General features: G+C 46.8%; 22 protein-coding genes. 4 read left to right on the plus strand and 18 right to left on the minus strand.

Annotation, left to right across the window (positions count from 1 at the left end; translation table 11 throughout):
• Positions 1–619 precede the first annotated feature (619 nt).
• Both NG833_RS25000 and NG833_RS25005 read right to left on the minus strand, forming a co-directional pair.
• On the minus strand, positions 620–1192 hold the full coding sequence (locus tag NG833_RS25000; RefSeq protein ID WP_254567991.1) for a hypothetical protein: 573 nt from the start codon (positions 1190–1192) through the stop codon (positions 620–622).
• Between the two features lie 82 nt (positions 1193–1274).
• A complete protein-coding gene (locus NG833_RS25005) occupies positions 1275–2699 on the minus strand; it encodes a serine/threonine-protein kinase (RefSeq protein WP_254567992.1) in 1425 nt (474 codons plus the stop codon).
• 792 nt (positions 2700–3491) lie between these two features.
• Between NG833_RS25005 and ppsA the strand changes: the two genes are divergently transcribed.
• The 3 genes from ppsA (at position 3492) to NG833_RS25020 (ending at position 7792) form a co-directional block, all read left to right on the plus strand.
• Positions 3492–6011 (plus strand): phosphoenolpyruvate synthase, encoded by a 2520-nt coding sequence (gene ppsA / locus NG833_RS25010; RefSeq protein ID WP_254567993.1) that lies wholly within the window; start codon positions 3492–3494, stop codon positions 6009–6011.
• A gap of 135 nt (positions 6012–6146) precedes the next feature.
• Complete coding sequence (gene pnuC, locus NG833_RS25015; RefSeq protein WP_254567994.1) at positions 6147–6821, plus strand: nicotinamide riboside transporter PnuC; 675 nt, start codon at positions 6147–6149, stop codon at positions 6819–6821.
• Positions 6818–7792 carry an AAA family ATPase gene (locus tag NG833_RS25020; protein ID WP_254567995.1) on the plus strand — a complete coding sequence of 325 codons (975 nt, stop codon included), beginning with the start codon at positions 6818–6820 and terminating at the stop codon, positions 7790–7792. Before pnuC ends, NG833_RS25020 begins: the two co-directional genes overlap by 4 nt.
• 29 nt (positions 7793–7821) lie before the next feature.
• Here NG833_RS25020 and NG833_RS25025 read toward each other — a convergent pair whose 3' ends face one another.
• The 3 genes from NG833_RS25025 to NG833_RS25035 all read right to left on the minus strand — a co-directional run bounded on the left by NG833_RS25025 (position 7822) and on the right by NG833_RS25035 (position 11406).
• Entirely contained in the window at positions 7822–8673 is an 852-nt protein-coding gene (locus NG833_RS25025; RefSeq protein ID WP_254567996.1) for a fatty acid desaturase, read from the minus strand.
• 316 nt (positions 8674–8989) lie between these two features.
• A complete protein-coding gene (hemN, locus tag NG833_RS25030; protein ID WP_254567997.1) occupies positions 8990–10387 on the minus strand; it encodes an oxygen-independent coproporphyrinogen III oxidase in 1398 nt (465 codons plus the stop codon).
• 263 nt (positions 10388–10650) lie between these two features.
• Entirely contained in the window at positions 10651–11406 is a 756-nt protein-coding gene (locus tag NG833_RS25035; RefSeq protein ID WP_254567998.1) for a heme oxygenase (biliverdin-producing), read from the minus strand.
• Positions 11407–11648: 242 nt separating this feature from the next.
• Here NG833_RS25035 and acsF point away from each other — a divergent pair, with 242 nt between their 5' ends.
• Positions 11649–12722 (plus strand): magnesium-protoporphyrin IX monomethyl ester (oxidative) cyclase, encoded by a 1074-nt coding sequence (acsF, locus tag NG833_RS25040; protein ID WP_254567999.1) that lies wholly within the window; start codon positions 11649–11651, stop codon positions 12720–12722.
• Positions 12723–12794: 72 nt separating this feature from the next.
• Here acsF and hemJ read toward each other — a convergent pair whose 3' ends face one another.
• From hemJ to NG833_RS25105, 13 genes are all read right to left on the minus strand, one after another.
• Positions 12795–13358: a protoporphyrinogen oxidase HemJ gene (gene hemJ / locus NG833_RS25045; RefSeq protein ID WP_254568000.1), complete on the minus strand. Its 564-nt coding sequence runs from the start codon at positions 13356–13358 to the stop codon at positions 12795–12797.
• Positions 13359–13660: 302 nt separating this feature from the next.
• Positions 13661–14371, minus strand: coding sequence for a heterocyst differentiation pentapeptide repeat protein HetL (hetL, locus tag NG833_RS25050; protein WP_254568001.1), 711 nt, complete (start codon positions 14369–14371; stop codon positions 13661–13663).
• 386 nt (positions 14372–14757) lie between these two features.
• On the minus strand, positions 14758–15222 hold the full coding sequence (locus NG833_RS25055) for a rhodanese-like domain-containing protein (RefSeq protein WP_254568002.1): 465 nt from the start codon (positions 15220–15222) through the stop codon (positions 14758–14760).
• Positions 15223–15261: 39 nt separating this feature from the next.
• Positions 15262–16086, minus strand: a complete 825-nt coding sequence (locus NG833_RS25060) for an MBL fold metallo-hydrolase (RefSeq protein ID WP_254568003.1) — start codon at positions 16084–16086, stop codon at positions 15262–15264.
• Positions 16087–16182: 96 nt separating this feature from the next.
• Entirely contained in the window at positions 16183–16638 is a 456-nt protein-coding gene (locus tag NG833_RS25065) for a DUF2214 family protein (protein ID WP_254568004.1), read from the minus strand.
• Between the two features lie 227 nt (positions 16639–16865).
• Positions 16866–17312 carry a NifB/NifX family molybdenum-iron cluster-binding protein gene (locus NG833_RS25070; protein WP_254568005.1) on the minus strand — a complete coding sequence of 149 codons (447 nt, stop codon included), beginning with the start codon at positions 17310–17312 and terminating at the stop codon, positions 16866–16868.
• 34 nt (positions 17313–17346) lie between these two features.
• A complete protein-coding gene (gene petC / locus NG833_RS25075) occupies positions 17347–17880 on the minus strand; it encodes a cytochrome b6-f complex iron-sulfur subunit (RefSeq protein ID WP_254568006.1) in 534 nt (177 codons plus the stop codon).
• A 54-nt stretch (positions 17881–17934) separates the two neighbouring features.
• The gene (locus NG833_RS25080) at positions 17935–18141 is read right to left on the minus strand and encodes a DUF2892 domain-containing protein (RefSeq protein ID WP_254568007.1); all 207 of its coding nucleotides are present in this window, start codon (positions 18139–18141) and stop codon (positions 17935–17937) included.
• Positions 18142–18197: 56 nt separating this feature from the next.
• Positions 18198–19067 carry a CoB--CoM heterodisulfide reductase iron-sulfur subunit B family protein gene (locus tag NG833_RS25085; protein WP_254568008.1) on the minus strand — a complete coding sequence of 290 codons (870 nt, stop codon included), beginning with the start codon at positions 19065–19067 and terminating at the stop codon, positions 18198–18200.
• Positions 19064–19666, minus strand: a complete 603-nt coding sequence (locus tag NG833_RS25090) for a 4Fe-4S dicluster domain-containing protein (RefSeq protein WP_254568009.1) — start codon at positions 19664–19666, stop codon at positions 19064–19066. The genes NG833_RS25085 and NG833_RS25090 overlap by 4 nt, the downstream gene beginning before the upstream one ends.
• Before the next feature lie 10 nt (positions 19667–19676).
• Positions 19677–20747 carry an FAD-dependent oxidoreductase gene (locus NG833_RS25095; protein ID WP_254568010.1) on the minus strand — a complete coding sequence of 357 codons (1071 nt, stop codon included), beginning with the start codon at positions 20745–20747 and terminating at the stop codon, positions 19677–19679.
• Between the two features lie 349 nt (positions 20748–21096).
• Positions 21097–22143, minus strand: coding sequence for a heterodisulfide reductase-related iron-sulfur binding cluster (locus NG833_RS25100; protein WP_254568011.1), 1047 nt, complete (start codon positions 22141–22143; stop codon positions 21097–21099).
• 203 nt (positions 22144–22346) lie between these two features.
• Entirely contained in the window at positions 22347–23054 is a 708-nt protein-coding gene (locus NG833_RS25105) for a 4Fe-4S dicluster domain-containing protein (RefSeq protein WP_254568012.1), read from the minus strand.
• Between the last annotated feature and the right edge of the window lie 618 nt (positions 23055–23672).

Genomic DNA, 23672 nt, shown 5'->3' on the forward strand with positions numbered 1-23672 from the left:
CACTACGAACGAACGTTTTGGAGATTTTATTTTTTGGAGTTCCCTAAGATAATCGGACTCACGAGGGTGCAACGGTTTTGCCTTTGTGAACAGGACTTACGCATTTGGGGAGAGCCAACCCTAAATCTGTAGAGGCGATTCGCGAATCGCCTCTAGGGTTCATGGGTCAGTTCTGGTGAACAGTTCCGAGGAGGGCTAGGGGCGGATCCGAGGAGTTTGCTCGGGTTGGAAAGGGATGGGAATGGTTTTATATCCCTCTTGCAGTCAAATCCGGTTGAAAGCCTGACTCCTCGTTGCCTGAAACGACGCAAAATCGGTAATTTGTCCTAAAGTGACCGAACTGGGGATAATAGGGGGTGGAGTTAGCTAGATTACCCCACAAGCCCTAACTTCAGCGTCCTAAACTCACGGCAAGTGAGGCAAAATAGCTAACTCTAAGTAGCTAGTCTAGCCTAAAGTTGTGAAAATCTTGTGAACCGCAGAAAAAATATCCCGGGAGAGAGAGACTCAGCAGCAGAGGCGATTCCTTCGGAAGGCTTCGCCAACGCACTCTAGGCAGAGGAAGGGATTCCCGCTCAATTCCGTCCGATTCCGGTATCTAAACCTGCGGCTATTTTCCCTAAAATCCGTACAGTTCATAGAATGACTCTTGACCTAAATGGTGTGCATATTTTTTCACCAGGCTTTCTAAATCTTCCCCTGCGTCTAAATCAATCCAATCATCAACTGAACCGCGAAAGCACCACCGTTGTACCCAGAAATTCTTCGAGTCTTTCCTTCTGAGAAATCGCATCATGGGGGTATAAGTGAGAAGAGTTTTTAAGTGCTTTAAATAGTTATCTTTCCCTCCGAATGGGCTGAAGATTGCTGGCAGGTTGAGGACATCTTCATCCGCAAGATAGATAATAATACTTTTGTCTTTAACATCAATGATGAAGTGCTTAACTTTGCTGTATCGTTTAATCCCCTGTTCCACGGTTTCTAATTCGCGATCGCTAAACACCTTGGGCTGAATTTTTCGCAAATAAACTTGACTATTGGGGTTTTCATAAATTTCATACCCCTCGGGAATTGAATCAATTACATTTCCCTCAGTCTTGAGGGAAAAATAATACTTAGGCTTGCCGGTTTTAGTGGTGCCTTGGTGCAGAACGTAGGTTTGACCTCGACGATTGGTATATTTCAGTGCCATGTTTAGACTCCCAACAGGAAACGATTAATGGATGATTCTATCACCGATTCCTGATGCGAGCCAGCTTGTTTCAATGGTCTTCCTATTCGAGATCCAACCAGTCCTCGATTTCTTCGGCTAACCAGGCACACTCTTCCTCGGTGAGTTTTCGTCCAGTATTTCCAAAGGCATATTGTTGATAATATCCGGGTCTGGGTCCGGCGGTGAGGGTGACTCCCATGACAAATTTTTTATTGTCGTAGAAGATTGAGGCGGTTTGAATCTGGGCGGTGACGCCGAGTTGTCGGCGATAGGTAAATCCTAGCCGTTTTTGCTGGATCTCAAAGGTGTTGCGATCGCGTTCTAAACAGACGATGGTTCGTTCAAAATACTCGCTCAAACAGGCAACCATCCCTAGGGGAATTAAGATGGGCAGAATGACGGTTACCACTTGCAGGACCAAGGAGAACAGAGACAACGAACCAATGCCGATTAATAGATAGACTAACACCTGGGCAATGATATCCGATGTGCTGAGATTATCTCGTAAGGAGGCGACAGTGCGCTCGATTAAGTTTAACCCCCGTTGCCAGAGGTTTAACCCCCAGGTTACGACTTTTAAGCCCGGTTCGGGGACGATGATTTCTAGTTTTTGGGGAGTTTTCCGGAGTTGAATTGGGGTGATGTCCGGTTGATAAAAGGGGGCGTTGTCTGGGGAGAGGGTGGCGACTCCTTCTAAGGCGGCGATCGCCTCGGTTGCGGTGGGATAGCGATTATCTACCTGGGTTTGCGTCAGGGTTTCCAGCCAACTGATTAAATAGGGGCTGAATTTGGGACTGAGGCGATCGCCAAAGTCCAGTTGCAAGTTCTTCTGCAATAAGTCTGCCGGGGGTACGCCGGTGAGTAAGTGAACTAAGGTGGCACCGACGGCATATAAATCTGATGCGGGGACCGTTTGTCCCCCAAATTGTTCTAACGGAGTATAGCCATAAGTGCCAACGACGGTAAAGCTGCGTCCAGGGGTGAGGAGGTTCCGGTCCTGGGCGGCCCCGAAATCGACTAGATAAATTTCGTTGTCTTCTCCTAATATAATATTGCTGGGTTTAATGTCCCGGTGGAGGACGGGAGGATTCAATTCATGCAGATAACATAAGATATGCAACAGGGCGGTGGCTATCCCTTCCACTTCTTCTTCTGTGAACCGCCTGCCGCGATCGAGCCAGTCTTGAAGGGATGCACCGGGAATATACTCCTGAACTAACCCAGACCACAGGACCCCATCATCGATCGCAAAATAATCCCGATAGCGAGGAATGCGCGGGTGGTCTAAGTTTTGGAGGACCTTCGCCTCCCGTTCAAACAGCTTGAGACTTTCCCAAGCTTTCGCACCTCCCCAAACGAGCAGCTTCACCACCACGAGTTCCTCGGTGGTCAAATCCACTGCTAACCAGGTTTCCCGGGTCGGGTTATCATTTAACTGCTGTTGCAGTTGATACCGTTCTTGTAATACCGCCCCTATTTCCGGCATATTGACACAATCCAATCTGGATTAACTTGATTGTTCCCCTCTCTAGGGTAGCAATTCTTGAACCCTAATGGACAGGGTTTGGGGTTGAGGACCCTCCCGAGGGAGTTTCATGGGTTCACCTTCCCCTGGATAATCCCAGGAAAACCGCGTCAATTAGGCCGATTAAAGCAATCAGGGCAGTGCAGGCGATCGCCGGGGTGTGATGAGTCATTAAATAGAGAGAACCGGAGATTCTAAGGGGAGGGTGGTGGATGCAGAAAGGGCGATCGCTTGATGGGTCATGGCAGAAGGGTGACTTGTCCCCATCCCGAAAAAGCCGATTTTTAGAGGAAGTGGGAACAGAAGTCAAGCGATCGGGATAACATTGGGTCTGATTAATTCGGAAAAATTTCCCGTGGTTTTCGGGAATCCGAGGTTCTCACAAGCAGGAAATCCCCCGGGAGTTTGACAGACTAGGGATTCCACTGTCGGATCAATTTGACCCCAGGGGGAAGAACGAGACTGCTTAACATTAAGAAATAAACAACCCCTTAGATGTTAAAGCAATCTAAATATTCTTTTAACAAAGTGGCTGATCTAGGCGGGAGATAATAAGGTACAATTTGTAAAATTAGCTAAAAAGCTAAGGAATATAAGAGCAAAAACCAATTGTCAGAAAAAGCTCAAAAAAAGATTTTAAAACTTGTCGAATTTCAAAAATATGAGTTATGATTTACATGGAAAGTGAAAAACAAAGAAGTTTAACTTTCTAACACGTTTAAAGACGAGCATCAGGTAACAGGAGTAGGATATATGGTTTCTACAGCTCCAGAACAACAATCAGCCAAAGGTTCCAAAGAAACACAGTTTGTACTTTTCTTTGAAGAAGTCGGATTAGCAGACTTAGGCTTAGTGGGGGGTAAAAACTCCTCATTAGGTGAAATGATCCAAGAGCTTAAATCAAAGGGAGTTAACGTCCCCACCGGCTTTGCCACCACAGCTTATGCCTATCGGTACTTTATCGAGAAAGCAGGGTTAGAACAAAAATTACGGACCTTGTTTGCGGATCTGGATCTCAACGATGTCAACAATCTGCGGGAGCGCGGCAAGCAAGCGCGGGCAATGGTGATGAATACGCCATTTCCGAAAGAATTAGACGATGCGATCGCAGCGGCTTACCTCAAATTGTGCGAAACCTATGGTGCCAATGCTGAATTCTGCAAACGCTTTGGCCCAGAGTATCAAGAAGTCTGCGAAAAATTCAGCAGCGATCTTGACGTAGCCGTTCGTTCTAGTGCTACTGCCGAAGACTTACCTGATGCGAGTTTTGCCGGACAACAAGAAACCTACTTGAACGTCCACGGCGTCAAAGGTGTGCTTGAATCCTGTCATAAGTGCTTCGCGTCCTTATTTACCGATCGCGCCATCTCCTATCGCCATCAATATGCCTCCAAACGGCCCGACTTTGATGAATTCAGCGTCGCGCTGTCTGTGGGCGTCCAAAAAATGGTCCGTTCTGACTTAGCCAGTTCCGGCGTCATGTTCTCCATCGACACAGAAACCGGCTTCAAGAATGCCGCCTTAGTCACCGCCGCTTATGGTTTAGGGGAAAACGTCGTCCAAGGTGCAGTCAACCCCGACGAATACTTTGTCTTCAAACCCACCCTCAAAGAAGGCAAACGCCCAATCCTCGAAAAACGCCTGGGCAGCAAAGAAATCAAAATGGTGTATGACGTAGGCGGGTCGAAACTGACGAAAAACGTCCCAGTTTCCGCTCCCGAACGCGATCAATACTGTATCAACGATGATGAAATTCTCACCTTAGCCAAATGGGCTTGCATCATCGAAGACCACTACAGCGAATCCCGGGGCAAATATACCCCAATGGACATTGAGTGGGCCAAAGACGGGATTACCGGCGAACTCTTCATCGTGCAAGCACGTCCAGAAACCGTTCAATCCCAAAAAGCCGGAAACGTTATCCGCAACTTCAAACTCCAAGGCACCAGTGATGTCGTAGTTCGGGGTCGTGCCGTCGGTGAAATGATTGGCCAAGGTAAAGCTCGCGTCATCTTAGATGTCCACAATCTCGACCTGTTCCAACAGGGTGAAGTCTTAGTTACCAACAAGACGGACCCGGATTGGGAACCGATCATGAAAAAAGCGAGTGCGATCGTCACCAACCAAGGGGGACGGACTTGCCACGCCGCCATTATCGCCCGGGAAATGGGGATTCCAGCCATTGTTGGTTGCGGAACCGCCACCCAAGATATCAAGAGTGGTCAAGAGGTCACCGTGTCCTGTTCTGAAGGGGAAGAAGGCAAAGTTTACGAGGGTCTAGTTCCCTTCGAGATTCTGGAAACGGCGATCGACAACCTGCCACGCACCAACACCAAAATTTTGATGAACGTCGGCAACCCAGAAGAAGCCTTCGGTTTATCCTCTATTCCTTGCGATGGCGTTGGTTTAGCCCGGTTTGAGTTCATCATCGCCAACCACATCAAAGCTCACCCCTTGGCCTTGATTCACTTCGACACCCTCGAAGATCAAGCCGTCAAGAAAGAGATTGCTGAACTGACCAAACTGTATTCGCACAAACCGGACTTCTTCGTAGACAAACTGGCTCATGGGATTGGCACGATCGCCGCTGCCTTCTATCCCAACCCCGTGGTTGTCCGGATGTCTGACTTCAAGAGCAACGAATATGCCAACCTCCTCGGTGGTAAGCAATTCGAGCCCAAAGAAGAAAACCCAATGATCGGCTGGCGGGGTGCTTCTCGTTACTACGACCCCAACTATACCGAAGCTTACGGTTTAGAGTGCGTCGCCCTCAAACGAGTCCGGGACGACATGGGTCTGACTAACGTCATTCCGATGATTCCCTTCTGCCGCACCCCAGACGAAGGTCGCAAAGTGTTAGAGACGATGGAAAAATATGGTCTCAAACGCGGCGAAAACGGACTGCAAGTCTATGTGATGTGCGAAATCCCCAGTAACGTCATTTTAGCCGAACAATTCGCTGAAGTCTTCGACGGCTTCTCCATCGGTTCCAATGACTTGACCCAGCTCACTTTGGGTCTGGACCGTGACTCCTCCTTAGTGGCGCACATCTTTGACGAACGCAACCAAGCGGTTAAAGATATGGTGACGATGGTCATCAAAACTGCGAAGAAAACGGGTCGCAAGATTGGGATCTGCGGTCAAGCGCCTTCGGACTATCCCGAATTTGCACGCTTCCTGGTGGAACTGGGTATCGACTCCATCAGCTTGAACCCTGACTCGGTGATGAAGACTCTCCTCGATATCGCCAAGTTGGAAGAAAGCATGAAATAATCCAGCTTTCCAAGTAAGATAGACAGCCGGGAGAAGTGACTCTCCCGCGCCAGAAACAAAGCCCGCATCAGCGGGCTTTTCTTGATCTATAGAGCATCGGGTACAGTAGGGGAAATTTCTTGAACTGCTAAAACAATGAGCATCCAAAATATCAAGGGGCAAATTCTCATCGGTACCATCGGCAGTGTTTTACTGCTGCTGTTGCCGGTGCAAAATTGGATGCAATTTGAGATCGGTTTTTTAGAGGCAGTCGCAGTTGTGACTTCCGCATGGAGTGTCTGGCTACTTTCTAAAAATAGTCCCTTGGGATGGTGGATTGGTTTAGTGGGAGTGCTGGCCTATACTTGGGTATTTTATCAGGTTAGACTCTATGGGGAAGTGGCGATTCAACTGTTTTATTTAGTCACCAGTTTGCAAGCAATTTACAGTTGGTTGCATGGCGGCGAAAATCACACCGAAAAACCGATCGCCCGGATTCCTCCGCGTTGGATGCCTTGGCTGCTGGGGATATTAACCGTCAGCGCGATCGGGTTACGATCGCTATTAATGGCTATGAATGGGACTGCCCCATTTTGGGATGCCCTCACCACCGTTGCCAGTGCGATCGCCCAGTTATTATTAATGCAGCGCTATCTCGAAAGCTGGTATCTATGGATTGGGGTGGATACCATCTACGTTCCCCTCTATGCCTCTCGGGGACTTTACCTCACCAGTTTTCTCTATGCCATATTTTGGCTATTGGCGATGGGAGGATTGCAAAATTTTAAACGACTTTATTCTGAACAAAAACAGAGGCAGCCAAAACCATGAAACTGGGGGTTACCGTCGGTAAATTCTATCCCTTCCACCGGGGACATGACTATTTAATTCGTCAGGCAAAAGCTCAAGTTGAGCAATTAGTGGTGGTGGTAGGGGCCAAACCGGAACAAGCAATTTCCGGCAACTTACGGGGGAACTGGATTCGAGTCATGCATCCCGATGTTGAAGTCTATGAAACCTTGGATGATTTGCCCGAAGCGCCCGAACCTTGGGCAAAACGCACCTTAGAATTACTGGGAGGACGGCAACCGGATGTTGCTTTTACTTCTGAGGCGTATGGCGAACCTTGGGCGGCGTTGATGGGTGCTCGACATATTGCCATTGATTGCCTGCGGGAGGCATTTCCCATTTCTGGAACCCAACTGCGTCAGGACCTAGCAACCCATTGGCAAATGCTCACTCCCCCGGCAAAAGCCTATTTTGCCAAGCGCATTGCAGTGGTGGGGGTAGAATCCAGTGGGACTACCACCTTGGCGCGATCGCTGGCAAAACAGTATCAAACCGTGTGGGTACCGGAATACGGGCGATGGTATTGGGAGGGACGGCAATATCTCACAGATTCTGACCATTGGGATAGTGAGGAGTTTATCCAAATTGCCCAAGGACAAATCGCCTGGGAAGAGGCCCTAGCAATCCGGGCGAATCGCTTGGTGGTGTGCGATACAGACCCCCTGGCTACTTGTATTTGGCATCGCCGGTATCTCGGGTCAGACTGTGAGAAATTGCAACAAATAGCCGCGAGTCGAAATTATGATTTATATCTACTCACGGCACCAGATTTTGGATTTGTTCAGGATGGCACCCGGGAAAGCGAATCCCTGCGGATGTCGATGCACATAAGGTTTCTGGAAGAGTTGGAACGTCAGGGAAAATCTTATATTTTAGTAGAGGGAAGTCACGAAGGGCGGATGGTGCAGGCAACGGAGGCGATCGCCCAAGTGTTGAAGTTTCCCTCTTTTTGAGCGGGCGATCGGTTGAAAACGAAAGAAACTTATCCCTGATTTGCTTTGGCAGCAGGCGGCATCACCACTTTTTTGGCTAACCCAACGGTTTTTAAAAGCCAAATTGCCCACCAAGTCATATCAAATTCCCACCACCGCCAACCGGCTTTGGCAACGTTCGGATACGCATGATGATTATTATGCCATCCTTCGCCATAGGTGAAAATGGCCGCCCACCAGAGATTCCGGGAATTATCTTCCGTGGGAAAGGTTTTATATCCCCACATATGGGTAACCGAGTTAATCAGCCAAGTGCTATGCCAGAGCAAAACAATTCGCACAAATACCCCATAGACGATAAAGGGCCAACCGCCTAAGAGATACAGGACAACTGCTAACGGAACTTGCATCAATAGAGAGTAGCGATCGAGCCAACAGTAGAACGGGTCCCGAGCTAAATCTGGAGCGAATCGGTGATACAGTTCTTTGTTGAAAAATTCGGGACGGGGATAAATCATCCACAGCAGATGACTCCACCAAAAGCCTTTCCGTGCCGAATAAGGGTCTTTGATTTCATCTTCGGTATAGGCATGATGTAACCGATGTCCGGCTATCCAAAAAATGGGTCCGCCTTGGAGTGCCGATGCACCGATGAGGGCGATCGTATATTCTAGCCATTTCGGAACTTGAAAACTCCGATGACTCAATAGGCGATGATAGCCTAAACAAATGCCAATACTTCCTAAAAACCAGTGCAGTAATAGCATTACCCCTAATGCGGACCAGGAAAAACACCAGGGTGCTAATAAAGCTAGTCCATGAATGGCGATAAAAAATCCCGTAATCACTCCATTCAATTTGGATTGATTTTCCGGTGAATTTGGCATCGATTCTAACTGCATATACACTTCCTCAAACACACAATAATTTCAGCAAAAACTTGCACCCTGAAGCAACACCCGGCGGGGGATAAATTGGTTGGCCGCCCAACAGTGGCAACAACCGGCGGGGGATAAATCCCCCGCCTAATAGCTAAAGTCGTCTAAAGACGACTAAAAACATCACCGCTTTCAGTCGGTTTCAACCGACTCGAAGCTCTTAGGCCGCCAATCGTTTTAACCCCCGCCGGTTGTTGCAACTTTCAGTCGGTTTCAACCGACTTTAGCTATTAGGCGGGGGATTTATCCCCCGCCGGGTGTTGCTACTTCAGCCTTTCCCCTAAATTGCTTTAGAGAAACTATTCAATGCTTTCTTGCTCAGATAAGTATCAAACACCGCAGCCACATTCCGAACCAGCAAGCGTCCTGCTGGCGTTACTTCGATATGATTGGGGGATAAGCGAACTAATCCATCGGCTTCTAGCTGGTGTAACTCTAATTGTTCTGCTGCAAAATACTCATCAAAATCGCAATCAAAACTCAAATGATACTTTTGCTCAAATTCGTTCTTGGACAGTTCAAATTGGCACATTAACTCCATAATAACCATCCGGCGCAGGATGTCATCGGCACTCAGGCTTACCCCTTTTTCAATCGGTAACTGATGAGCATCGATCGCATGATAGTAGTCTTTCAAGCGTTTGTGATTTTGGGTATAGACATCATGGAGCATACTAATGGAAGTCATCCCCAACCCAATTAAATCCGATTCCGGTTTAGTGGTATATCCCTGGAAGTTCCGATGGAGTTGGCCCTCCCGTTGGGCAATGGCTAATTCATCATTCGGTTTAGCAAAATGATCCATGCCAATAAACTGATAATCCGCTACCCCTAAATCCTCGATCGCCATCTTTAAGATATCCATCTTTTCCGATGTCGGAGGCAGTGCCTCCTCCGGAATCAATCGCTGCACAGGTTTTAACCAAGGCACATAGGCGAAATTAAACACCGCAATTCGATCCGGATCCAGTTGCGTAGTCTTATGAATCGTATCCCGGAACGTCTCCAAAGTTTGAAACGGCAACCCATAAATCAGGTCCACATTCACACTCTCAAATCCCGCATCCCGCACCCAATCCATCACCTGAAACAGCATCGCTTCCGGCTGAATCCGATTCACCGCTTCCTGCACCTTCGGATTAAAATCTTGAATCCCAAAGCTAATCCGGTTAAATCCCAAATCCTTTAAAAACAACAGATAGTTTTTATCTAAAAACCGGGGATTCACCTCAATCGAAACCTCCGCATTTTCCTCAAACTTGAAATACCGATTAATCGTATTCCACAACTGCTCCACTTGAGGAAGCGATAAATAATTCGGCGTCCCTCCCCCCCAGTGCATTTGATTCACCAACCGACTGGTATCCACCAGTTCCGCCATTGCTCGAATGTGATGAGTCAGATAATCCAAATAGGGTTCCGCTAAGGTTTTCCGCTGAGTGATGATGGTATTGCACCCACAGAAATAACAAGGGGTTTCACAAAACGGAATATGACAATACAGCGAGAGGGGAGTTTTCTTATAATTACTAACCGCAATAGACGCTCTAAATCCGACTTCTTCAAACTCAGGTTTCAATTCCGTCGCCGGTGGATAACTGGTGTAGCGCGGCACCGGACGGTCATATTTTTTCAGCAAATCAGCATCAAATTCAACAGTAGAAATTAAAGCGTTCATGAATAGTTTAGGTAGCGTTTACAACTCAATGGCTCAACATCTCTCCCTCCGGTCCCCTCCCCTTGCTAAGGGGAGGGTTAGGGTGGGGTTCTTTCCGGTCCCCTCCCCTTACCAAGGGGAGGGTTAGGGTGGGGTTCTTCCCTCCAGTCCCCTCCCCTTACCAAGGGGAGGGTTAGGGTGGGGTTCTTCCCTCCAGTCCCCTCCCCTTACCAAGGGGAGGGTTAGGGTGGGGTTCTTTCCGTTTCCTCGTGAGAATTTGAAAATCAAGCACCTACTTCTGCCGGTATCGAAGCAGAATGGCGAGAATGTCTCTCCGTACTTCCCGGTTTATCCTGCTTCGTGAGCAACTCAAAAACATGATCCCCGATCGCCGCTTTGACATCATCTTCCAACTCATGCATCACATCTCGATTCAGATGAAACGCATAATTTGCTTCTTCCACAATCCGTTCAATAGTTGCTTCATCCACAGGCAAGGAATTCAAAGCATCCCGATACTTCTCTTTAAACGCACGTCGCGCTTCGACGGTAGGAATTTCCTCAAATTCATGGAGGGATGTACCTTGATTCTCAGGCAAATCAAGAGCCGATCGGATAATCTTTTTTAAACTTTGACCTCCGGAGAGGTCTCCCATATAGCGAGTATAGGCATGAGCAATCAGCAGTGCTGGGTCAGTATCTGCGAGTTGCTGGAGGCGATTAACATAAATCTGTCCGGCATTTAAGGGGATAATCTGACTCTGCCAATTCTCACCATAATAAAAGGCGAGGTCTTTTTCCAGATTTGCCGTGCGGTTGAGTTCCGGGAAATACATCGGTCCGACTACCGGATCATCCTGGTGTTGTCGCATCGCTTCTTCCATCACACTATAGACCCAATAGAGATTGGCCAGCAACTTGCGGAATGGCTCCCGCTCGACAATCCCTTTGAGGAAGCATTTCATATAGGCTGTATTTTCAGCAGCAGTATGGGACTTTTGGGTTCCTTCTCTCAGACGGGTGGCTAAATCGTGGCTCATATCAAATGACCTTTTTCCTTTCAGATTTATCTGGGTAATGCCGGTTGGGGCCATCTCCAGCAAGGGACAACGCGACCGACTTCAGCCAGTATATAGCCATACAGCGATAAAGCAATAGGTTGTTACATAACTTAACAGTTACCCAACGTTAACGATTGTTACGTTTTTGGGGTAAGGGTCTTTTCAAATTTGAAAAAGTATTATAACTTGAAAGCTATTAAGTTATTTCTGAGGACCCGCCCATGATTTCTACCCCATCCCAGGCCCCTGCCGAGATGACCGTCACCAAAAACAAGGCCCTAAAGGAAAATATCCTGACCCCCCGGTTTTATACAACCGACTTTGAAAAAACGGCCAACCTCGATTTATCCGCCCAAGATACGGAGTTGCAGGCGATGCTAGAGGAAATGCGGGCGGACTACAACCGCCATCACTTCGTGCGGAATGAGGAGTTTGCCCAATCCTGGGACCATATTACCGGAGAAACGCGCCAAGCCTTTATTGATTATTTGGAACGGTCCTGTGTGTCGGAATTTTCCGGGTTTCTGCTATTTAAGGAACTTTCGCGCAATCTGAAACAGCGCAGTCCTCTGTTGGCGGAAATGTTTAGTTTGATGGCAAGAGATGAAGCGCGTCATGCCGGATTTTTAAATAAGGCGATGGCAGATTTTGGCTGTACGATGGATTTGAGCTATCTGACCAAACATCGGGTTTATACGTTTTTCCCGATTGAGTGGGTATTGTACACGGTTTATCTGTCGGAGAAGATTGGCTATTGGCGTTATATTATTATTTATCGGCATTTGGAACAGCATCCAGAGCATCAGTTTTATCCGTTGTTCAACTATTTTGAAAGCTGGTGTCAGGATGAGAATCGGCATGGGGATATTTTCAAGGCTTTGCTGCGATCGCAACCGAAACTCTGGCAAACCTGGACATCCCGGTTATGGAGTCGATTTTTCCTGCTGACGGTGTTCGCCACCCATACGTTAACAGTCCATGAACGGACGGGATTTTATCATGCTTTAGGAATCGACCCCACGGAGTTTGATCGGGAAGTGATTCGCAAAACCAATGAAACTGCACTGCGGGCATTTCCATCGGGTCTAAATACCGAACATCCGGAGTTTTTCCCTCGGTTACAGGACTGTTGTGACTTGAATGAGAAACTGTCGGAAATTGATGCCATTTCTCAACCGAAGTGGCTCAAGGCGTTGAAGAAATTACCCTTTCAACTGTCGATTGTCGGCCATTTGCTGCGGATTTATTTACTTAAAGGGATTGATGCGGAGGCATTACGGGGAACGGTGCGATAACCGTGAGGGAGTGATGCGATCGCCCTTGAACTTAGGACTCGAAGGGCGATCGATTCATAGCAGGTTAGTAAATTAACTAGATGCCTCCAATTCTCCCTGTTCTTGCAAGCGCCGTTTGCGAGCATAGAGTTGAATAATCACTGCAAAGGCGATAATTGCGGCAATCGTTCCCCAGGTGACAATATCCGTGGGAAAATTGTTTTTGAAAATCGCTAAGAACACGACTAAAGCGAGTAGAATCGTCGGGACTTCATTCAGCCGTCGCATTTGAATGCCACTAATGGTACAAGTTCCCTCCTCCAACTGACGAATCACCCGGCCACAGTAATGATGGAAACCCACTAATGCCAACACTAACAACAGTTTGACATGAAGCCAAGTTTCCTTAAAAACGCCCGGTTCCTGGTAGATAATGCCAGCAGCCATGACAATGGTAAAAATCATGGCTGGCCTCATAATTAATTTATAAAGCCGTTTTTCCATGCGGTTATATTCGGTTTTGAGCGCGGATCTAACCGCTTCCGGGCGCTCACTGGCTTCAATATGATAGACAAACAACCGGGGTAAATAAAACAATCCGGCAAACCAAGCGACAAAGCCAATAATATGGAACGACTTAAACCAGAGATACGCCATAAACTTTGATTACTCCTTGGAAGACAAACTGGGAATTGATTCGAGATGCGATCGCCGGTATGGGGTCCAGACGCCCCCGCAACAGGCGACTGGCCGAGGGCCAAAAATCACTTTAATATCATACCGATTCACGGCACTAATACCAAATACGGTTGTTAAAAGTCAATTTTCTCTTCAGCCTGCGGAGGCAGGCTTTGTCCGTATAGCCCCACCCTTTCCTAGCGGAACGCTGCGCGAACAGGGTGCGGGTTTTTATAGACTTTCAGAACCGGATTCCGTATAAAACCGATCGCAAATCAGTTTTATTTTTGGTAAAGGCTGCCATCAGGCATGATCGCATCTTCTAAATTGGCATCAATCAGAATCGTGCCAGTCAAATCCGCCCCGCGTAAATCAGCCCCTTGTAAATTGACCCCCGTCAAGTCGGCAAAACTGAGGTCAGCCTCGCGTAAAATTGCTTCACTGAGATCTGCTGCATTCTGTTGAAACGTCCGATTCAGGTGAGCGCGACAGAGTTTGGCACGTTCTAAATCCGTTTGATACAACAACGCCCCACTGAGGTTGGCATAGCATAAATCCGCATAAGTTAAGACAGCCCGACCCAAATCCGTTACTTGGTCAGAAGTGGGACGGAGATCCGCTGCAAATAAGTTCGCCCGAGATAAGCGACTCGCGACTAAATTGACACCACATAAACTCGCTTTACTGAGGTTGGCTAATTCTAAATTGGCATAAGTTAGCTTGGCACCACTTAAATCCGCTTCCCTCAGAATAGCGCGATACAAATCCGCCTCAGTTAAATCAGTTCCCCACAGAATGGCTTCACTCAAATCTGCCTCGCGAAAACTGGCACGACTGAAGTCAGTTTTACCGAGTCGCGCTTGTCGTAAATCCGCCTCATTCAAGTTGATGCCGTGGAAATGACCGTCAATTAAATCGGCTTCCCGGAGATCCACTTTCCGAAAAGTGCGATCGCCTTCAAGATATCGTTTTTGAATTTCTTCACTGTTCATGGAGTTTCTCATTATAAGGATGAGTGGACAGTAACCGTTTGATGAAAACAGTGTATCATGGTGACTCCCCAGGCTTGAGGGTGACAACAGCCCATTGATTCAAACGATAGGGGTTCAGGATGGCTGCGGTTTTGCCAATCCTGAACCCCAAGCTATAAACCTGCGGGTTTTTACTCTCAAGATTTCCAGATTTTGTCAGAGTTTCCTGATATCGATTAACCCTTGAAGGAAACTCCAAAAAATCAACGATTCTGGTTAATCCGTTGCCGAACAGGGAATTGATTCCGATTTTACAGGACTTACGCATATTTTCCGAGTAGACCCTAAATGTAGAAGCGATTCACGAATCGCCTCTACAGATTTAGGGAGCATGAGTAAGTCCTATTTTATTTTTCCAAAGGTTCTCCAGCCGCTTTCCACTCTTGAATACTCGGGGGAAATGCACTGATGTTAGTATATCCTAACAGCCGCAACGTCATCACGCCGATACCGCTGCGATATCCCGTTGTACAATAGACAATGACCGGGCGGTTTTGAGGGATTTTATCGAGATTTTCCGGTAAAGTTCTCAGGGGAATATTAATGGCTTGGGGAATATGTCCGGAAGCATATTCAGCGGGTTGTCGGACATCAATTAACAAAGCTTTTTCCTGCTCTGCCTTCCGCTTGAGTTCGGGAATTTCCATGATGGTGTAATAATCCCGAGGAATGTCATCCAGAAACTGGGCGACAGTCTCAGACAATACCCAGTCATACGGGGTTGAAACGGCCTGGACTGGAGCCGGAAACACTGTTCCCATCACCCCACATAAAACCAGAATTAAAACCAAAGTTTTTACAATTTTTTTCATTGAGTCACTTCCTCTATTTCAAAACCAAATTGCTTGCTTTTATCGGCAAAAAAATAAACGAGTTCCGACAGAACAACTCCTACATTTTAGCGCAAACTCTTGCCATAAAAATGCCTGGGCCATCATTCCCGTGCAGTGGTTTGCCCCAATCAGTTGCAGGTCATACTTTCTGAAGATTTCTGCTGTCGCTTGCAGGCGATCGCGACTTGCATTCAACAGGTGCATTCCCCCAATCACCCCATAAAACTTATCTTCACCTGTCAGGGTAGCAATGTAATTTAGGGTGTTAATCACTCCCGCATGAGCGCAGCCTAAAACCACAAGCACTCCTTCCATTGTGTCGATAAATAAGGCTTGGTCATCTAACATCAAATCCACCTGATTCTGCTGCTCATTTTGCCAAAACTGACCACCCGTATCCTCTAATGGATGAACCCGGGGAATCGTCCCGGTGACATAAACTCCCGAAACAATTTCTGTCGGAGTTTCAGTCCAAATCACCTCCTTAGATTTCTGGGCCAGAATATCAGGATCCTGAATCGGACAACCAATATCCCCTCGGGGGCTAAACTTGGGATTGAGGGCCGAGGGATGGAGAAATAATCGAGGAGAAGAGGTTTCTAATACCGTCATTAACCCCCCCGCATGATCATAATGACCATGACTCAAAACCAGGGTATCTATCTCCGGCAAAGAAATTCCCAACTGTTGAGCATTGTGTTTCAGTGCCAATCCCTGTCCCGTATCAAATAAAATCCGAGAATCGGGGGTTTCAATGTAATAAGAAAGTCCATGTTCCCCTAGCAATCCTCTCGCCGCTGCCGTATTTTCTACTACAACGGTAATCCCCAAAAAATTGTTCATACCCGACTAACAAAGTCCCCTGAATTTCCCTGGTATTTACACTCATTAGTTCTTTTCTCCTCTTGCTGTCTTGGAGAAAGCCCTGCTGTTTTTCCCTTAACTCCATCCACTCATTCTCGCCATCACTGCTGCCAGCAGCGGCAAGATTGTAAACCCCAATAATTCTGCTTTAATCAGCCAAGTCAGTTGGGTGACCCGCTCAAGTTCCACAGCGGGAGGCTGATCCTTTTGTAAATCTTTAAACCACAAAATAAAGGTAAAGGTCGGATACAGGGAGAATAAACTCACCAGAATAAACACTCCCATTTTGGCATAAAAAAACGGATTGTTCAGATAATAATCCGTTCCTTTGCCAAAATAAAGGACTCTCAATACTCCCGTGATCAGAATAGCTGTCGCCGCTATGCCATAGACTAAATCTGCAAAAGCCACTCGTTTGGCTTCATCAAGGGTCATGTCTTTTTTGAGGTTAAAAACCTCTACTGTCAGGGCGGCAAAAGCCAGCATGAACCCTAAGTAATGAAAATACGCTGTAATTGAACTCGCCCACATTGTTTTAAATGAAGAATAGAAGAATAATGTCCTAAACCCTAACTTCGGTATCGGATGAAATCAGGAATACCCAAACCCGAAACAGAACTTACGCATTTTTGGAGGGCCAATCCTAAATGTAGAGGCGAATCGCGAATCGCCCCTACATTTGTTGTCAGTTCAGCTATCCCAGAAACCCATTTAAACCTAGATATTTTTGGAATTCATTAGATAACTGAACCGAGGATTTAGGTCCGTTCAATCGGTTGACCGGATGTACAGAGATGCCGGTGTTGATGCCGATGTTGATGCCGGTGTTGATGCCGATTTTGACCCTTGTGATTGCCGCGATGTCCTCCGTGACATTCGGATTCTTCCCGGACTAAAGAACCATCCAGATAGGCTTTCACCGCCTGATCTAAATTAGTTTCTTTCGTAATCACTCCTTCAATGCCCTTTCGTTCCAAGCGTCGCATCAACCCCGGTCCCATGCCGCCGGAAATTAATACCTGCACGTCATCTAAAGGATGCGGTTCATTCGAGGAACAGTGATGAAAAGATTGGTCCGCAGATAACTCCACCAATTTTTTCTCGATAATTTCGCCGTCTTTGGTTTCGTAGATCCAAAACTTCTGGCAATGTCCGGCGTGTTCCGTGATGCTGGTTTTATTTTGACTGGTTACGGCAATTTTCATCGCCTATTCTCCTGTTTGTTTGTAATGATTTGATTTAGACCCACCAAGGTTTTTCCCCGGTACGCGGGTCAATTTCGGTCCAAGGCGCAATCCAAATGGCATTGTCTTTAACGGCGACATGGACCAATTTCAGCGGCAGCGGTGCGGGTCCGCGTAAGACAGACCCATCAGCGTTGTAGCGAGAACCGTGACAGGGACATTGAAATTCTTGGTCAATATTATTCCAAGGAAACGTGCAGCCTAAATGGGTGCAGCTATCAACGATTCCCGTCGGATCTATTGTAGCATCTTTTTGAACAGTTAAGTAAGTCGGATCTCCGCCTAATCCTGCCACTAAGGCGCGGGTCCCCGGGGGTTCGGCTAAAATTTGGCTGGCGGGAATGGGATTGCCTAAGATATCCTTGGCTAGAATTGCGCCGCCTTCAGTGGTTTCCTTGGGGGGAATAAAGTATTTGACGACGGGATAAGCAGCGGCAGAGGCAGTTGCCGCCACCACACTTCCGGTGAGGAAGTTGAGCAACTGGCGGCGCGACATGGAAGGACTTTCGATGGGAAGACTATTATCCATTGTGATGTTGTGAAGATTTGCTAATTTTCTGAGTTGGCAGGGAAGTGAACGGGGTTAATTTGGGGATTTGCGGGTGCTAATCCCTAACAACCGATACAGTCCGCAAAATCCAACCAATCCGCTGAAGGTGAGTAAGGCAGCGGCGACATCTAATCCCAGACCTAAGTTGGTCCCGGCATAGAGATTCAATCCGGCATACAGCAGACTGGCGGCGAAGAGCAAGCGCACAATTCTATCTAATGTTCCGACGTTGCTAAACATGATGATTTTGGGGGTAATTTAACGTGAATTGCATCTTGTACCGAGAGAATAGGACGTTAAAGTCCTAATTTTTTCAAAACAGGTTTCGGGGAAACAATATGCTTGTTCATTCCCAGTTTTCCGGGTTTTATTCCCAAGGCTAGGCCGATGATTTCGGTGATATAGAGAATGGGTAAATTGTAAGATACATTGTACTGCTTCTCGATATCCGACTGGCGCAGTTCTAGGTTGGTGTCACATAATGGACAAGCTAAAACGATGCAATCAGCCCCAAGGGATTTGGCCTCATCTAAGAGCTTTTTGGTTAAGTCAAAGGCTACATCCTGTTTGGAGACCAAAATTGGGCCACCGCAGCACTTGGTTTTTGACCGAAAATCAACGACTTCCGCCCCACAAATTTCCGATAATCGATCCATTGAGGTGGGAAACATTGGCGAATCCCACCCGGTGATATCAGCGGGACGAGTCAACAGACAGCCGTAATAACAGGCAACTTTCAAACCCGTCAAGGGCTTTTTGACTCGGGAGGCAATATCGAGGTCATTGACTAGCACATCCACCACATTTCTGATTTGGATATTATAGTCAGCAACATCGACCCCCATTTCTGATAGAATTGCCATGATTCTATCTTTTTCCGTGGGTTGTTTTAATGCTTTAAGTGCCCTTGCTGATTTATTATAACACCCAGAACAAGATGCTAACAAATCGAGATTTTGTTTTTGAGCGATCGCCACATTTCTAGCGGCCATTGCCATGCCCATATCGTGAGAAACTCCTGCGGCTACGGAACCACCGCAACAAGACCAGTCTTTGATTTCTTCTAGTTCAATGCCTAACTCCTCCATGACGACTCTTGTTGAAATATCAAACTCTTTGGCGGTGGTATGCAGGCTGCAACCGGGATAGTAAGAATATTTTTTCATTGTTTTTTGGCCTTTTCTAAGGCATCGCTAAATTGTTTCGGGTCTTTTACTTGGTCTGGGAAGGGGGACATTTTCCCTTTGAGGGTTAATTTAATTCCTAATGGGGCTTGGTCGATTAGTCCTTGTAAACCGCCATATTTTTGCATCAATTCCGGTTCAAACAAAATGCCGCGTTTTTGAACTAATTCAACAAAGATTTGATTGAATCGGGTTGAGTCGTTTTCGATGCCTTGGCGAATGGCGATCGCCTTGACGGCTTCAATCACATCCGAGGGACGCACCCCACGGGGACATCGAGAAGTACAGATATAACAGGAACTACACATCCACAAGGTATTACTGTTAAGAACTGTTTCCCATTCCCCTCTTTGTATCCTTAAAATCAGGGTTCGCGGTGACATATCCATGAGGTCAATATTGGTGCAACCTCCGCTACAGGTTCCACACTGCATACAGGCGGCGATCGCCGCACCATCACCCCCCTCAGCCATTACTTTCTTGATAAAATCCGAGTTCATTTTATCGCCATCAATCTGGCGATCGCTTTTCAGCCCAAACACAAACTTTTTGGCTCGTTTTGATGTTGATTTCGTTACCATTATACTTTCCTCAATTTACAGAAAATGTCAGATTTTCTACGGATTTACCATTGGTATTGGAGGATGAATTGCCCGGATGACTGGCCAAAAAACTGGCAATTTCTGCCGCCGCCGATCGCCCATCGGTAATCGATTCCATAATCGCCTTCGGTCCCGTTGCCGCCCCCGCTAAGAAAATCCCTGATCGCGTCGAATGATTGTTAGAATACTGCTGATGCGCCGTAGCATAGAAGCGATCGCAACCCAAGGTTAAACCCGCCACCTCTGCTAACTCCGGATTCCCTTCCATCCCTACCATCAGAACCAACAAATCAACCGTCAACCGCATCGGTTTAGCCGTTAACGTATCCTCTAACCGCAGCAACAAACTGCCATCATTTTTCTCACCCGCCTCCGAAAGCCGACCCCGCAAAAACTGCACCCCATGCTCTTCCTGAGAGGTCCGGTAGAGTTCCTCATACCCCCGTCCAAACACCCGAATATCCATATAAAGGCAGTAAATTTCCGACTCGGGATTTTGTTCTTTAACCTCGATCGCCACCTTAATCGCATTGGTACAACAAACTCGCGAACAATAATTATTATTCACCTTCTCATCGCGAGACCCCACACAGTGAATCATCGCCACTTTCTTCGGCACTTTTCCCGAACGAGTTTTCACATTCTGCGCCTTCAGCATTTGATCCAATTCCACCGAAGTGATGCAATTATCATAAATGCCGTACCCATATTCTTCTTTCAACCGCGCATCGAAATGCTTATATCCAGTCGAAACCAGAATCGCCGCTGCCGCCAATTCTTCTCCCGTGGAGATAGTCACTTGAAAATTTGGTGCTTCACCTTTAATCTCAGTCACCGTAGCATTATTTAAAACCCGGGTACTCCCTAAACCCGCCTTCAAATTCTCAGTAATTTCTGACGCATCAGTAAAATCAGGAAACACCTTATACCACTTGTTTAAATGCCCGCCAATTTCTGGCTTCTTCTCAATCAAAACTACATTAAATCCAAAATCTTGCAGTTTTCCCGCCGCTGCCATTCCAGCAGGGCCGCCACCAATTACAACTACCTGGTTGTTCATTTTTTTTACCTTTAATTTTTCTAGGTTTAAAACCGTATTGCTGAGTCTTCATGCCCCCTTCCAAGGGGACTAGAGGGAAGCATCTCAATTGTGCCTAAAAACCAGTCGGACCTCTCCCCGGCCCTCTCCTAAGAGGAGAGGGAGAATAAGGAAATTTTTTGATTGCCGGAGGGGGCAATAAATCTCTTTCTCCCCCTTCCCTTGTAGGGAAGGGGGCTGGGGGGTTAGGTCTCTTTTCCAATTTGATTGCCGGAGGGGGCAATAAATCTCTTTCTCCCCCTTCCCTCTTAGGGAAGGGGGCTGGGGGGTTAGGTCTCTTTTCATTGAGATACTCCCGGCTAAAAGCGTCCTAAAACGGTCTTCTGCGTTCTTGCGCCGTTTTAGATTTATCGTAGGGAATACCAATTTTATCCAGCAAAGGTTCAACCTCAACCACCTTGGCATTCAATCCGCAATCTTTAAACGGGTCATAACCCAACATTAACCCCGTCAATTGGGCATAATCCAGAACACTGACATTAAATTCTTCTTCCAAAACCTCTTTAATTGTCCCTTGTTCAGCATCCAAAAATACCGTACAACCCGGACAATTGGTCAGAATCAAATTGCAGTCGGGATGCGCTTCTTTCAGACTGGTCATTTTCTTATACACACTACTGGCAGTATAGTCTCGATTCTCGGGAAAAGCGCACTGCCGGAAACCCATCCCGCAGCAATGCCGACGTTCAGGATAATCCACAATAGTCGCACCAAAAGCCTCCAATAATCCCACCAAAGTTTGCGGAAACTCCACGCCACCCATTGCCTCACCGGGGAAAATTTTCCCATAGTGACAGCCAATATGATCCACTGCCTTAATTCCCTTCAAGCTATACTTAGCTTTCGCCGCCAATTTATGACGATTGGCAAAGAAAACATCAGAAGCATGGACCACCGATGGCCGTCCCCCGGAAACGTGGGGAATCCAAAACTCTCGACCTGTGGTTTCTTTTAAAGTTTTTGCCGTATATTCCCGCAACTCCGGTTCTTCTTCCCAGAGTTTAATCATTTCGGTGTAATTCGCAAAAGAAGTCACACAGAATGAAAACAAATTATCAACGCCTAATTCGTGATGAGCGACGGAAAAGTTCCGCGCAGCTACCACCATTTGAGTTTCGATGTTGGTGACATCGCCATGATAGCCGATCGCCCCACAGGAAGTATGTCCAGCAGCTTCTCGCAAATCCATCCCCAAATCATTTTTCAAAATTTTATAGGCAATCCCTTCGCTGTAAGGGGCCGCACTTTGTAGGAAGCAACTGCGGAAGCATCCCCACAATTTTCCTCCTTCATCATCTATCGTCGGCAACTGCTTTTTGTGTTGTTCCCAAGCTATATTCTGTCTGGCTACTTTCATGATGTGTTGTCCTAATTTAGGGTGATTTTATGGAAGCGTTTATGCGATGGTTAATTCAGAAATTCAGTTCAAGACTTAACCCAGATTTCGGGCAAACTTTGAAAACCTTTTTAGTCCGAGAATTCATCGAGTCTGTATTCGCAAACAAGCCAGTTTCAACCTGGTGTTGTCAAAGCTATTCTCGGCCTAGAGGATGGTTCTCGTTATTGAGTTTCGTCCATTTCGTAGGTGCGACTATCCGCCGTTTCTACCCAATTTTCCCAGAATTTTTCTACTTCTGCTTTGCTGCCGAGTTTCTTTTCCATGCCTTTTTCCACCGCGTCCATTAACTGAATTGCGCCGGTTGCTTTATAAATGGCCCGCAATTCTTCCATGTCTTTTTCCGGAATCACGCGGTGGGAACCGGCGCTATTTTCCAGGTCCATTGGCACATCCCACCAAGCTCGCATTTCTGCCATGTGTTCAAAATAGTATTCCCAGTTTTCTCCCAGTTCGGGGAAATGTTCCGGGGTGATATTTTCCGCAACTAAGGTATAGCCGCGTTTGAGCATATTTTCACCAAAAACTCGCTTGGCGAACAATTGCTGTCTGCCTTTTTCTGACTCGGCAAAGTAACCGTGACGAATGGAAAGACGACGCAAGGCCAGTATCACATCGGCGGTACTGTTGCCTCTCGGACATCTGGGTTTACAGGAATAACATTGTCCACAAAACCAGATTTTGTCTGATTTCAATAAGTCGATGATCCATTGATCATCTTCACTTTGGCAAATGTTCATCACCTCTCTCGGAGAGTAGTCATACACTTCAGCGGCTGGACAAACCGCTGTACAGATGCCACAGTTCAGGCAAGCATTCATCCCATGTTGGTATTGAATGTCCTGTTTCAGTTCGTTAAATAATTGTCCCATCACTCCACCTCTGATTTTTCGGCACAGATGTGACCTCGTATATTTGTTTTATCGCTATATAGCTATATTACAAAACTTTTCTCAGAAAATGGTAATTTCGTTACATTTCTTAACATTTCACGAAAAATAAAAAAGCTCACAGCGCTGAAATCATTGGCTATTCAGGCTTTTAGCCGATAAAAGGCGATCGCCTTTTGCCGGAAACAATCTCTCATATTCCCCGGGAGATGGGAGAAATTCTGAAAATCTGAGGGCGATCGCCACCTTCCAAGTATAAATACTCAGGTGAATCCCATCGACTATCCCCTCGAAAACCCCTCACAAACCGGAGGGATTTCTGAACAAGCATAAAAAAAAGGAGTATAGCCAGCCGCTATACCCCAATTTGATGCCTTCCAATTCTACTTAGGGAACTCCAAAAAATAAAACCTTCAAAAAACCCGCAGGCTCAAGCCTGGAGGCTCACAGGACGGAGCCTCTCCTGCGCGGGCTAAAAGAGCCTTGTTAGGTGCGATCGCATCAAAGCAAGGATGATTTATTTGTTGGAATCCCCTTAGGGGATTGCAAAATATAAATCATCCAACGGTTCAACTGAAAGGAAGGTATCTGTAGGGGCGC

The sequence above is a fragment of the Oscillatoria sp. HE19RPO genome, assembly GCF_024220515.1.
Taxonomy (GTDB): Bacteria; Cyanobacteriota; Cyanobacteriia; order Cyanobacteriales; family Laspinemataceae; genus Laspinema.